This window comes from Pseudomonas sp. GD03858 (genome assembly GCF_029840925.1).
Taxonomy (GTDB): domain Bacteria; phylum Pseudomonadota; class Gammaproteobacteria; order Pseudomonadales; family Pseudomonadaceae; genus Aquipseudomonas.
Window position 1 is genome coordinate 15,366 of sequence record NZ_JAOCDM010000021.1, and the last position, 11,532, is coordinate 26,897.

The 11,532-nt window shown below is 60.5% G+C and carries 13 protein-coding genes; 7 read left to right on the plus strand and 6 right to left on the minus strand.

All coding sequences use genetic code 11. The annotated features are described in order from the left end of the window. Nucleotides 1–4 precede the first annotated feature (4 nt). Both nth and N5D48_RS08520 read left to right on the plus strand, forming a co-directional pair. Nucleotides 5–643: an endonuclease III gene (gene nth / locus N5D48_RS08515; RefSeq protein WP_279883051.1), complete on the plus strand. Its 639-nt coding sequence runs from the start codon at nucleotides 5–7 to the stop codon at nucleotides 641–643. Between the two features lie 104 nt (nucleotides 644–747). Beyond that, nucleotides 748–924 (plus strand): hypothetical protein, encoded by a 177-nt coding sequence (locus N5D48_RS08520; protein WP_279883053.1) that lies wholly within the window; start codon nucleotides 748–750, stop codon nucleotides 922–924. Nucleotides 925–963: 39 nt separating this feature from the next. Here N5D48_RS08520 and N5D48_RS08525 read toward each other — a convergent pair whose 3' ends face one another. After that, complete coding sequence (locus N5D48_RS08525; RefSeq protein WP_279808088.1) at nucleotides 964–1,590, minus strand: response regulator transcription factor; 627 nt, start codon at nucleotides 1,588–1,590, stop codon at nucleotides 964–966. 377 nt (nucleotides 1,591–1,967) lie between these two features. On the opposite strand from N5D48_RS08525, the gene N5D48_RS08530 reads away from it, so the two are divergent. Then, nucleotides 1,968–2,492, plus strand: coding sequence for a hypothetical protein (locus N5D48_RS08530; protein WP_279883055.1), 525 nt, complete (start codon nucleotides 1,968–1,970; stop codon nucleotides 2,490–2,492). Nucleotides 2,493–2,543: 51 nt separating this feature from the next. On the opposite strand, the gene N5D48_RS08535 is transcribed toward N5D48_RS08530, so the two are convergent. Next, nucleotides 2,544–3,761 (minus strand): argininosuccinate synthase, encoded by a 1,218-nt coding sequence (locus tag N5D48_RS08535; protein ID WP_013973956.1) that lies wholly within the window; start codon nucleotides 3,759–3,761, stop codon nucleotides 2,544–2,546. Between the two features lie 128 nt (nucleotides 3,762–3,889). Continuing rightward, the gene (locus N5D48_RS08540; RefSeq protein ID WP_279883058.1) at nucleotides 3,890–4,849 is read right to left on the minus strand and encodes an OmpA family protein; all 960 of its coding nucleotides are present in this window, start codon (nucleotides 4,847–4,849) and stop codon (nucleotides 3,890–3,892) included. Nucleotides 4,850–4,979: 130 nt separating this feature from the next. On the opposite strand from N5D48_RS08540, the gene pyrC reads away from it, so the two are divergent. Then, nucleotides 4,980–6,026: a dihydroorotase gene (pyrC, locus tag N5D48_RS08545; RefSeq protein WP_279883060.1), complete on the plus strand. Its 1,047-nt coding sequence runs from the start codon at nucleotides 4,980–4,982 to the stop codon at nucleotides 6,024–6,026. Further along, entirely contained in the window at nucleotides 6,023–6,697 is a 675-nt protein-coding gene (rnt, locus tag N5D48_RS08550) for a ribonuclease T (protein WP_279883062.1), read from the plus strand. The genes pyrC and rnt overlap by 4 nt, the downstream gene beginning before the upstream one ends. Nucleotides 6,698–6,824: 127 nt before the next feature. Here the strand turns inward: rnt and N5D48_RS08555 are convergent, their stop codons facing one another. After that, nucleotides 6,825–7,427 carry a peroxiredoxin gene (locus tag N5D48_RS08555; protein ID WP_279808083.1) on the minus strand — a complete coding sequence of 201 codons (603 nt, stop codon included), beginning with the start codon at nucleotides 7,425–7,427 and terminating at the stop codon, nucleotides 6,825–6,827. A gap of 213 nt (nucleotides 7,428–7,640) precedes the next feature. Between N5D48_RS08555 and N5D48_RS08560 the strand changes: the two genes are divergently transcribed. Then, entirely contained in the window at nucleotides 7,641–7,862 is a 222-nt protein-coding gene (locus N5D48_RS08560; protein WP_279808082.1) for a bacterioferritin-associated ferredoxin, read from the plus strand. 202 nt (nucleotides 7,863–8,064) lie between these two features. Further along, nucleotides 8,065–8,538, plus strand: a complete 474-nt coding sequence (gene bfr, locus N5D48_RS08565; RefSeq protein ID WP_279883064.1) for a bacterioferritin — start codon at nucleotides 8,065–8,067, stop codon at nucleotides 8,536–8,538. Between the two features lie 104 nt (nucleotides 8,539–8,642). Here the strand turns inward: bfr and grxD are convergent, their stop codons facing one another. Beyond that, complete coding sequence (grxD, locus tag N5D48_RS08570; RefSeq protein WP_016713741.1) at nucleotides 8,643–8,978, minus strand: Grx4 family monothiol glutaredoxin; 336 nt, start codon at nucleotides 8,976–8,978, stop codon at nucleotides 8,643–8,645. A gap of 91 nt (nucleotides 8,979–9,069) precedes the next feature. Continuing rightward, nucleotides 9,070–11,178, minus strand: a complete 2,109-nt coding sequence (locus N5D48_RS08575; protein ID WP_279883068.1) for a molybdopterin oxidoreductase family protein — start codon at nucleotides 11,176–11,178, stop codon at nucleotides 9,070–9,072. Nucleotides 11,179–11,532: the final 354 nt, after the last annotated feature.

Sequence of the window (11,532 nt, forward strand, 5' to 3'; positions counted from 1 at the left end):
CCCCATGAATGCTGCCAAACGCCTGGAGATCTTTCGCAGGCTGCACGAAGACAATCCTGATCCAAAGACCGAGCTGGCCTACACCACCCCATTCGAACTGCTGATCGCGGTCATCCTCTCGGCCCAGGCGACCGACGTCGGGGTCAACAAGGCCACTGCCCGACTGTTTCCGGTGGCCAATACGCCAGAAGCCATTCACGCCTTGGGCGTGGACGGCTTGAGCGAATACATCAAGACCATCGGCCTCTACAACAGCAAGGCCAAGAACGTCATTGAAACCTGTCGCCTGCTGGTCGAGCAGCACGGCAGCGAGGTACCGCAAACCCGCGAAGCGCTGGAAGCATTGCCCGGCGTTGGCCGCAAGACCGCCAATGTCGTGCTCAACACAGCCTTCCGACAACTGGCCATGGCCGTCGATACGCATATCTTCAGGGTAAGCAATCGCACCGGGATCGCGCCTGGCAAGACCGTGCTGGAAGTCGAAAAGAAACTGTTGAAGTTCGTGCCCAGGGACTATCTGCTCGATGCCCACCATTGGCTGATCCTGCATGGCCGTTACGTGTGCCAGGCCCGCAAACCACGCTGTGGCAGTTGCCGCATCGAAGACTTGTGCGAGTACAGGCACAAGACGTCGGACGATTGAGGCAATAGTTGAAACCGACGTATCGCGATTGAAAAAATCTTTTTTACCCGCTCAGGGAATCCCGCTATAAGGACGGCCAATGGCCCTTTGGCTTGGAGTGACGCATGAGCACCGATAAAGAAGACCTGGCTATCGACGAAGACTTCCCGGCGACGGACGATGACGGTGAGGCGCAGCCTGAACCGGCCAAGACCAACCTCAGCAAACGCCGTACCATCGACAACATGCTCGAAGAGCGGCGCCTGAAGAAACAGCTGGCCGACTTCGACTACGACCTGTAGCGAACGTAGAAAAGCCTCCCGAGCGGAGGCTTTTTACCTTCAGGCCAACCCGTGTCGTTGCGCAAGCTCGATAAGGTCGACCAGCGAACGTGCGTTGAGCTTGAGCAACAGGCGGGTCTTGTAGGTACTTACAGTCTTGTTGCTGAGGAACATGCTATCAGCAATTTCCTTGTTGCTCTTGCCACGCGCGAGTTGCTGCAACACCATCATTTCCCGCCCGGAGAGCCGTTCGACCATCTCGATTTCCGTACCACCTCCCACACCTGAGCGCCCCTTGTGCAGCGCCTGGTTTGGGAAATAGCTGTACCCGGAAAGCACTGCCTTGATGGCACTCAACAGCTCGGTCAACTCCTGCTGTTTGCACACATATCCGGCAGCACCGGCCTGCATGCAGCGCATGGAAAAATGCCCAGGCGCCTGGGACGTCAGCACCAGCACCTTGCTTGCGGGGCTTATCAGCGTCATTCGCGCAATGACTTCAAGCCCGTCCAGCTTGGGAATCCCGATATCCAGAATGACGATGTCCGGCAGATGCTCCCGCGTAAGTTGCAAGGCGTCCACACCGTTGTCGCTCTCCGCCACTACCTCGTAGCCATGCCGTTCCATCAGCATGCGTACGGCCAGGCGAATGACCGGGTGATCATCCACGATCAGCACTTTATTCATGCGATTTCCATTGATACGTTATTTTTAATCCAATAGCCCACCATAACCGAACATAACGATTATTAATGCAACGGTTTCCCTGGCTGAACCACCGAAAGAAATGGACTACGAACTTTAAGGACTATTCCTACACAAGCCTGTTGCCCAAAAAACAATAAGCTCATGCTCTTTCACAACGACCGGAAAATTAACAGGCCCCCTCATGGGATCCAAGTACTGGTGACTTACTCTTCGTGCAGGAAAATTCAACTCCGAGCACAAGATATTGAGTACTGCCGAACCAAGGAGGATCAAGTTTCCAACCTTGGAAAAACCGCACCGTTATCCCAGCCACGCAAACAGGTTACTGATGAGCAAAGCATGCCCGGGCACTCACCATGAGCCAAGAATCCATCAGTCCACTCACCCTCATCGCTGTATTCGCCGGCGTAATCGAAGCTTCGGCACTGGCGTCGCTGCCATTCCTGAGCGATGACAGCCAGATCATCTATACATGGTTTCTGGTGGTATTCCCGTTCTTCCTGACCGTGCTGTTCTTCCTGACACTCAATTTCAATGCAGGCTCGCTGTTCGCCCCCGACAAGCACGAACCCGCCCAGACCTGTTCAGGCCCCACTGCGCTGCATGCGAACCCGGCCTCGACAACAGAAGAACACCACCCCCCTCGAGCCTCGGCAGCCGAGATACCCACCGAGCAGGATGGCAGCATCATCATCGCCATCTCAGGCCCGGACAGCCGCAGGATGATCGAGAACCACATACTGCGAATGATCGAGACCCCCCAAGCCACGGCCCGACACTGGACCTTGTACAACCTCGACACGCGTGCGTGCATCCATCTTTCGGCAGGCCCCATGGGCGAGGATTCCGAGGTGCCATTCGCCACCGATCAGGCACGCTGAATCACAGGCAAAAAAAACCCGGCCGCAGCCGGGTTCTTTCTGTGACCGAACTCAGAGCAGCGAACGCCCCTTGTTCGCCGCAATGCGCATGCGCAGAGCGTTGAGCTTGATGAAGCCGGCGGCGTCAGCCTGGTTGTAGGCACCACCATCTTCCTCGAAGGTCGCGATGTTGGCATCGAACAGAGAATCGTCCGACTTGCGACCGACAACGGTCACGTTGCCCTTGTACAGTTTCAGGCGAACGACGCCGTTCACGTTGACCTGCGAAGCGTCGATCATCTGTTGCAGCATCAGGCGCTCCGGGCTCCACCAGTAGCCGGTGTAGATCAGGCTGGCGTACTTCGGCATCAGCTCATCCTTCAGGTGAGCGACTTCGCGGTCCAGGGTGATCGACTCGATGGCACGGTGCGCCTTGAGCATGATGGTACCGCCCGGGGTCTCGTAGCAGCCGCGCGACTTCATGCCCACGTAACGGTTCTCGACGATATCCAGACGGCCGATGCCGTTGGCGCCGCCGATGCGGTTGAGATCGGCCAGTACGGTAGCCGGAGTCTTCTCGACACCGTCGATGGCGACGATATCGCCGTTGCGATAGGTCAGCTCGATGTAGGTGGCCTGGTCAGGGGCGTTCTCCGGCGAGACGCTCCAACGCCACATGTCTTCCTCGTGCTCGGTCCAGGTATCTTCCAGGACACCGCCTTCGTAGGAGATGTGCAGCAGGTTGGCGTCCATCGAGTAGGGCGATTTCTTCTTGCCGTGGCGCTCGATCGGGATACCGTGCTTCTCGGCGTAGTCCATCAGTTTCTCGCGGGACAGCAGGTCCCACTCGCGCCATGGGGCGATGACCTTGACACCCGGCTTGAGCGCGTAGGCACCCAGTTCGAAACGCACCTGGTCGTTACCCTTGCCGGTCGCACCGTGGGAAATGGCGTCAGCGCCAGTTTCGTTGGCGATCTCGATCAGGCGCTTGGCGATCAGCGGACGAGCGATGGAGGTACCCAGCAGGTACTCACCTTCATAGACGGTGTTGGCGCGGAACATCGGGAACACGAAATCACGCACGAATTCTTCGCGCAGGTCGTCGATGTAGATCTCTTTCACGCCCATCGCCTGAGCCTTGGCACGGGCCGGCTCGACCTCCTCGCCCTGACCCAGGTCAGCGGTGAAGGTCACCACTTCGCAGTTGTAGGTGTCCTGCAGCCACTTGAGAATCACCGAAGTATCAAGGCCGCCGGAATACGCCAATACGACCTTTTTTACGTCCGCCATGCCATCACTCCACGGGGTTGTACGGAAAGCCGATGATTCTACCGGCCTTGCCGAAAAATTTACAATGGGGCGACAGCTTGTGACGACAAAGCGACAGGAACTGTCGAGGGCGCGACCAGCGGTCGCACTCAGGACTTGATGGCAGGAGCCGGCTGAGCGGTGCCTGTGGCAGGGGCTGCTGGCGAGGGCGCAGGCACCGTGGGGGCAGGCAGCTTCTCGACCGGTTTCTCGATCGCAGCCACTCGATCGAGCTGAATGTTCACCCGACGATTGCGCGCGCGGTTGGCGGCCGTATTGTTCTTGGCGACGGGATAGCGCTCGCCATGGAAGCGCACGGTAATCTGCGCCTCCGGCACGCCATGGGCCGTGAAGTACTCGGCCACGGCCAATGCGCGCCGGCGCGACGTGTCGCGATTGGTCAGGCGGTTGCCGCTGTTGTCGGAATGGCCGTTCAGTTCGATGTGATTGACCGTCGGGTCGGCCTTCAGGTAGTCGAGAATCAGATCCAGACGAGCCCGCGCCGAACTGTCCAGTTCGATCCCGCCGCCTGGAAAGCCAACCTGAGTCTGGCGAATCTGGTCATAGTTCATCGGCAGCAGCTTGGCCGCGCACAGCTGATAATCGCTATAGGCCTTGGCGAAGCTGACCGGCATCACATGCACCTCCATGGGACGGCCACCTTCACCGCGGTAATTGCGCACCACCGTGCTGCGCCCGTCGAGCAGTCCGTTGATCAGGCGGCTGGCCTGGCCCTGGCTGGAGGTGAACAGCACCCCCGTGCGGGCCATCTGCACCGAACCGAGGTTGACATCCCCTCGCCCCGGCTGCCAGGGCGCCGCGGCGGCAAGCAAGGTGGCGGGGCCGGCGCCCAGGACGTTGCTGGCCGAACGCAGCTGGAAGGTCGGCTGCTCTCCCGCGCGGCGCACGAACTCGCCGCTGCCAAAGCCATCGATCGGCTGGACCAGGCGACACTCGAACTGGTCACCCTCGACTTTCCAGGCGACGTTCTCCACGCGAGTCTGGAAGGTCAGCGCCCCGGCCGGCAGGCTGGCGACAAGGGTGAACAGGGCTAGGTAACGCTGGCGCACGGGCGGCTCCACAGATTCTGACGGCTTACCTGAACGCTATCGGACGCCCGCGAGAAAACTTGATAGCCGTGCTCGAACAGGGGTTTTCCGGTAGCATTGGCTTCTGAGTTCGACCCGCCTGGAATCCCCAATGTCCGATCGCCTGACCCTCCTGCGCCCCGACGACTGGCACATCCATCTGCGCGATGGTGCCGTCCTGCCACATACCGTCGGTGACGTGGCGCGCACCTTCGCCCGCGCCATCATCATGCCCAACCTGGTTCCGCCGGTGCGCAACGCCGTCGAGGCCGCGGCCTACCGCGAGCGCATCCTTGCCGCACGCCCCGCTGGCAGCCGCTTCGAGCCGCTGATGGTGCTCTACCTTACCGACCGCACCAGCGCCGACGACGTGCGTGCCGCCAAGGCCAGCGGGATCGTGTACGCCGCCAAGCTCTACCCGGCCGGGGCCACCACCAACTCCGATTCGGGCGTGACCAGCATCGACAATATCTTCCCGGCGATCGAGGCCCTGGCCGAGACGGGCATGCCGTTGCTGGTCCACGGTGAAGTCACGCGCAGCGAGATCGACGTGTTCGACCGCGAGAAGCGCTTCATCGACGAGCACATGCGCCGCCTGGTGGAACGCTTCCCGACCCTGAAAGTGGTATTCGAGCACATCACCACCAGCGACGCCGCGCAGTTCGTCAGCGAGGCGCCGACCAACGTCGGGGCGACCATCACCGCCCAGCACCTGCTGTACAACCGCAACCACATGCTGGTCGGCGGTATCCGCCCGCACTTCTACTGCCTGCCGATCCTCAAGCGCAACACCCACCAGGTGGCACTGCTGGATGCCGCCACCAGTGGCAACGCGAAGTTCTTCCTTGGCACCGACTCGGCGCCGCATGCCAAGCATGCCAAGGAAGCCGCCTGCGGCTGCGCCGGTTGCTACACCGCGTATGCCGCCATCGAGATGTACGCCGAGGCGTTCGAGCAGCGCAACGCGCTGGACAAGCTCGAAGGCTTTGCCAGCAAGCACGGTCCGGACTTCTACGGCCTGCCGCGCAACACCGACACCATCACCCTGGTGCGCGAAGAATGGACCGCGCCGGACAGCCTGCCGTTTGGCGACAACACCGTGATTCCGCTGCGTGCCGGCGAGAAGCTGCGCTGGCGCCTGCTGGAGGACAACGCGTGAGCGAAGATATGTACGAAGACGACCAGGACAGTTCGGTCAGCAGCGGCTCGCGCCACCCGATGGCCGAGCGCTTCCGCGGTTACCTGCCGGTTGTGGTGGACGTCGAGACCGGTGGTTTCAACAGCGCCACCGACGCCCTGCTGGAAATCGCCGCGGTGACCATCGGCATGGATGAAAAGGGTTTCCTGTTCCCCGAGCACACCTACTTCTATCGGGTCGAGCCGTTCGAAGGCGCGAACATCGAACAGGCTGCGCTGGAGTTCACCGGCATCAAGCTGGACCACCCGCTGCGCATGGCGGTGAGCGAGGAAAGCGCGCTGACCGATATCTTCCGCGGCGTGCGCAAGGCACTGAAGGCCAACGGCTGCAAGCGAGCGATTCTGGTCGGGCACAACAGCAGCTTCGACCTGGGTTTCCTCAATGCGGCCGTGGCGCGCAACGATATCAAGCGCAATCCGTTCCATCCGTTCTCCAGCTTCGACACCGCCACCCTCGCCGGCCTCGCCTATGGCCAGACGGTGCTGGCACGGGCCTGTCAGAGCGCGGACATCGATTTCGACGGCAAGGAAGCGCACTCGGCGCGCTACGACACCGAAAAGACGGCCGAGCTGTTCTGCGGCATCGTCAACCGCTGGAAAGAAATGGGCGGCTGGCGCGATTTCAACGATTGAGCTGCAAGCCACAAGCTTCAAGCGACAAGGAAAAGCAGGCCGCAAGTACTTTGCTTCTTTCTTGCCGCTTGAAGCTTGAAGCAAAAAAAACCGGCCACCAGGGCCGGTTTTTTTATGCGCTTGGCAATTACAGCTTGCCAGCGTTCTCGCTCAGGTAGGCGGCAACGCCTTCCGGCGAAGCGTTCATGCCCTTGTCGCCTTTTTTCCAGTTGGCAGGGCAGACTTCGCCGTGCTCTTCGTGGAATTGCAGGGCGTCGACCAGACGCAGCAGCTCGTCCATGTTGCGACCCAGCGGCAGGTCGTTGACGATCTGCGAACGCACGACACCGTTGGTGTCGATCAGGAAGGCGCCACGGAAGGCCACGCCGCCTTCGGACTCGACGTCGTAGGCCTTGCAGATTTCGTGAGTCATGTCGGCAGCCAGGGTGTACTTGACCTGACCGATGCCGCCACTGTTGACCGGCGTGTTGCGCCAGGCGTTGTGGGTGAAGTGCGAGTCGATCGACACGCCGATCACTTCCACGTTGCGTGCCTGGAAGTCAGGGATGCGGTTGTCCAGGGCGATCAGCTCGGACGGGCAGACGAAGGTGAAGTCCAGCGGGTAGAAGAACACCAGGCCGTACTTGCCTTTGATGGCCGAGGCCAGGTTGAAGCTGTCGACGATCTCGCCGTTGCCCAGCACAGCTGGAACGGTGAAGTCAGGGGCTTTTTTGCCAACGAGTACGCTCATTCGATTTCTCCTGATGAGGGGTGAAGAACCTTGCCCGGGAGAATGCTTTCCCCCGGAATCAGCAAAGGCCGACCATCATACACAGCTTTGCGTGACAGGCCGAATTCCAACCGCCGGTCGCTCAAGGGCGGGGCTTACACAAAGTGTTTTGACAAGCATTCTCATTACCATTAATCTCCAACCCATCGACTCAACCCGTGATGGTCAGCCTTTATGTATGTGTGTCTTTGTGTCGGTGTCACCGACGGACAGATTCGCGATGCGATCTACGAAGGATGCTGCAGTTACAAGGAAGTTCGAGCCGCCACCAATGTTGCCAGCCAATGCGGCAAGTGCGCCTGCCTCGCCAAGCAGGTGGTGCGTGAAACGCTCACCGAGTTGCAGGTCAGCCAGCAGGCGGCACTGCCCTACCCCGTTGAATTCAACGCGGCCTGATTTTCCCGATTTCCAAGAACCGGACCTTGTGTCCGGTTTTTTTATGCCTGAAATTCAATCAGTTAGCGCCATAACGCGGTTCACAAACATTCTTATTCCGATTAAATTTCACTTATTATTCAACAACTTAGGTTTGACATAGGTAGTTGTCGGGCTCAGACTTGAATTCATTGGCTCAACTTCTACAGGGCAGGACCCCATCATGAAAGGCGACGTAAGCGTCATCCAGCATCTCAACAAGATCCTCGGAAACGAGCTGGTCGCGATCAACCAGTACTTCCTGCACGCACGCATGTACGAAGATTGGGGCCTGAACAAGCTCGGCAAGCACGAGTACAAGGAATCCATCGACGAGATGAAGCACGCTGACAAGCTGATCAAGCGTATTCTCTTCCTCGAAGGCATTCCCAACGTCCAGGACCTGGGCAAGCTGCTGATCGGCGAGCACACCAAGGAAATGCTCGAATGCGACCTGAAGCTCGAGAAGAAAGGCCACGCCGACCTGAAAGCGGCCATTGCCCATTGCGAGACCTCGGGCGACTTTGGCTCCCGTGAGCTGCTCGAGGACATCCTCGAGTCCGAGGAAGAGCACATCGACTGGCTGGAAACCCAGCTGGGCCTGATCGACAAGATCGGCATCGAGAACTACCTGCAATCGCAGATGGGCGAAGAGTAAGTTCTTCATCGAAGAGCATCGCCGGCTCGCCGGCATGCTTTTTCAAGGCCCAACAAAAAGCCCCGCGGATGCGGGGCTTTTGCATTCCGGCGACAACCGCGGAATCAGGCCTCGGAAGCCTTGGCCTTGGCGGCCGCTTCCTTGATCAGGGTCTGCAGCTCACCCTTCTCGAACATTTCCAGCATGATGTCGCTGCCGCCGACCAGCTCACCGGCCACCCACAGTTGCGGGAAGGTCGGCCAGTTGGCGTACTTGGGCAGGTTGGCGCGGATTTCCGGGTTCTGCAGGATGTCGACATAGGCGAACTTCTCGCCACAACCCATCACTGCCTGCGAAGCCTTGGCCGAGAAGCCACACTGCGGCGCATTCGGCGAACCTTTCATGTAAAGCAGAATGGTGTTGTTGGCAATCTGCTCTTTGATTGTATCGATGATATCCATGAAGCACCTCGGCTGAACTTTCCGACGTGGTCGTCGGCACGGTGACGCATTGTATCGGAAAGCCGAGCGGCGTGCTCGGCCTTGGCGACGCTCATGCGGCCTCGACCTGCACCGGCACGCCATTGAGCGCCGCGTTGCCCGAGACATCGTCACGCAGAAGCTCGTCGGTAAGGTCATTGGCACTCACCCCAGGCTGTGCGCTGGCGATCTGCAGTTGCGCGCCTCGACGTCCATGACCATAGCCATGCGGCAGGCTCACCACCCCCGGCATCATTTCGTCGCTGGCCTGCACCTGTACCTCCAGTACGCCGGTACGCGAGCGGATGCGCACGGTCTGGCCATCCTGCAACTGGCGTTGACGCAAGTCGTCGGGGTGCATCAACAACTGATGGCGCGGCTTGCCTTTGACCAGCCGATGGTAGTTGTGCATCCACGAGTTGTTGCTGCGCACATGGCGGCGACCGATCAACAGCAATTGACCGGGCATCGGCGGCATCTGCCGGGCAAGGCGTTGCAGGTCCGCCAGCAAGGCCGTGGGCGCCGCGGCCACTTTCCGATGCTCGGTGCGCAGGCGCGTCGCCAGGTTCGGGCGCAGTGGCCCGAGATCCAGGCCATGGGGATGCTCATCGAGGGTCTCGACCGACAGTTTCCAGGCCGACTCATCGCCGTAGGCCCCTTTACGCAGGGCGAAATCGATCATCCGAGCAGGTGACAGGGTCGCCTTGAGTTCGACCTGCGCCCGCCTTGCATAAGCCTGCGCCAGCCCGACGAAAATCTCCCAGTCGTGCAGCGCACCCTCGGGCTTGGGCAGGATCGCGCGGTTGAAGCGGGTGACATTGCGCACCGCCAGCAGGTTGAAGGTGGAGTCGTAATGATCGTTCTCCAGCGCGGATGTCGAAGGCAGGATCAGATCGGCATGCCGGGTGGTCTCGTTGATGTACAGGTCAATGCTGAGCATGAAGTCCAACCCGTCCAGCGCTTGATCCAGACGCCGCCCGTTGGGGGTGGACAACACCGGATTGCCAGCGACGGTCACCAGTGCCCGCACCTGCCCCTCGCCAGGCACAAGGACTTCTTCGGCCAAGGCCGAGACCGGCAGCTCACCGCCATACTCCGGCAGCCCCGAGACCCGACTGCGCCAGCGGTTGAAATGTCCACCGGAGGTCGAGGCGACCAGGTCCACCGCGGGTTCCGTGCACAAGGCACCGCCCTCGCGATCGAGGTTGCCGGTAACCAGGTTGATCAGTTGCACCAGCCAATGGCACAGCGAACCAAAGGCCTGGGTCGACACCCCCATCCGGCCATAGCACACGGCCTTGTCGGCAGCGGCAAAATCACGGGCCAGCTGGCGAATGTCCTGTGCGGCAATACCGCAGATCCCGCTCATCGCCTCGGCATCGAACGGCAGCAGCGCTTCACGCACCTGCTCCAGCCCGTCGACCGGCAGGTGCGAACCCCGGGCGAGGTCCTCGGCGAACAAGGTATGCAGCAGGCCGCACAGCAACGCCGCATCCCCACCGGGGCGGATGAACAGATGCAGGTCGGCGATGGCGGCCGTTTCGCTGCGCCTGGGATCCACCACCACAAGGCGCCCGCCTCTGGCCTTGAGCGCTTTCAGGCGCTTTTCCACATCCGGCACGGTCATGATGCTGCCGTTGGAGGCCAGCGGATTGCCGCCGAGGATAAGCATGAAACCGGTGTGGTCGATGTCGGGGATCGGCAGCAACAGCCCGTGCCCGTACATCAGATGGCTGGTCAGGTGCTGGGGCAGTTGGTCCACGGAAGTCGCGGAGAAGCGGTTGCGCGTCTTCAGCAGGCCGAGGAAGTAGTTGCTGTGGGTCATCAGCCCGTAGTTGTGCACGCTCGGATTGCCCTGGTACACCGCCACGGCATCGCGACCGTGGGCTTGCTGAACTGCCCACAAGCGCTCGGCGGCAAGCTCGAAGGCCTCGTCCCAGCCAATGGCCTGCCACTGCTCGCCGATGCGCCGATGCGGCTGACGCAAGCGATCCGGATCTTCCTGGATATCCTGCAGGGCGACCGCCTTGGGGCAGATATGGCCACGGCTGAACGGATCCTGCGGGTCGCCCTTGATCGAACCGATACGCGCCCGACCGTCGGTCTCATGGGTGACTTCGATGTTCAGGCCACAGATGGCCTCGCACAGGTGACAGGCACGGTGATGCAGGGTCTTGGTCATGGCCGCCTCTGCTTGTTGTTCTGGACGTTCGACTATGGGCCTGCACGACCTGGCCTGGCCAGTGACGTTCGCGGCGTGAATCGGGCGACATCAGGCGGGCGATTCGCGACAGCGGGTTTGCCAAAGGCGCGCCCAGCCGTGTACAACCGCTGTAGCAAATAAAAAACAGCTGCCCGCCAATGGCTTACGACACCCTTTGACACAGAGGCGCTGTTTCCCCTCTTGGTTTGAGGCGACATTTAATTATAGTATTGCGCCTTTCCCTATTTCGTCCGCCCCGTGCGGCTTACGCCGCAGGTCACCCCCGTTGTCAACAAAAACCATACGGTCGACCTGCATACCGTTGCAGATAAG

What these genes read in the sequence shown, in the direction of transcription:
- nth (WP_279883051.1), top strand. Translation starts at nt 5, where the DNA reads ATGAATGCTGCCAAACGCCTGGAGATCTTTCGCAGGCTGCACGAAGAC.
- N5D48_RS08520 (WP_279883053.1), top strand. Translation starts at nt 748, where the DNA reads ATGAGCACCGATAAAGAAGACCTGGCTATCGACGAAGACTTCCCGGCG.
- N5D48_RS08525 (WP_279808088.1), bottom strand. Translation starts at nt 1,590, where the DNA reads ATGAATAAAGTGCTGATCGTGGATGATCACCCGGTCATTCGCCTGGCC.
- N5D48_RS08530 (WP_279883055.1), top strand. Translation starts at nt 1,968, where the DNA reads ATGAGCCAAGAATCCATCAGTCCACTCACCCTCATCGCTGTATTCGCC.
- N5D48_RS08535 (WP_013973956.1), bottom strand. Translation starts at nt 3,761, where the DNA reads ATGGCGGACGTAAAAAAGGTCGTATTGGCGTATTCCGGCGGCCTTGAT.
- pyrC (WP_279883060.1), top strand. Translation starts at nt 4,980, where the DNA reads ATGTCCGATCGCCTGACCCTCCTGCGCCCCGACGACTGGCACATCCAT.
- N5D48_RS08555 (WP_279808083.1), bottom strand. Translation starts at nt 7,427, where the DNA reads ATGAGCGTACTCGTTGGCAAAAAAGCCCCTGACTTCACCGTTCCAGCT.
- N5D48_RS08560 (WP_279808082.1), top strand. Translation starts at nt 7,641, where the DNA reads ATGTATGTGTGTCTTTGTGTCGGTGTCACCGACGGACAGATTCGCGAT.
- bfr (WP_279883064.1), top strand. Translation starts at nt 8,065, where the DNA reads ATGAAAGGCGACGTAAGCGTCATCCAGCATCTCAACAAGATCCTCGGA.
- grxD (WP_016713741.1), bottom strand. Translation starts at nt 8,978, where the DNA reads ATGGATATCATCGATACAATCAAAGAGCAGATTGCCAACAACACCATT.
- N5D48_RS08575 (WP_279883068.1), bottom strand. Translation starts at nt 11,178, where the DNA reads ATGACCAAGACCCTGCATCACCGTGCCTGTCACCTGTGCGAGGCCATC.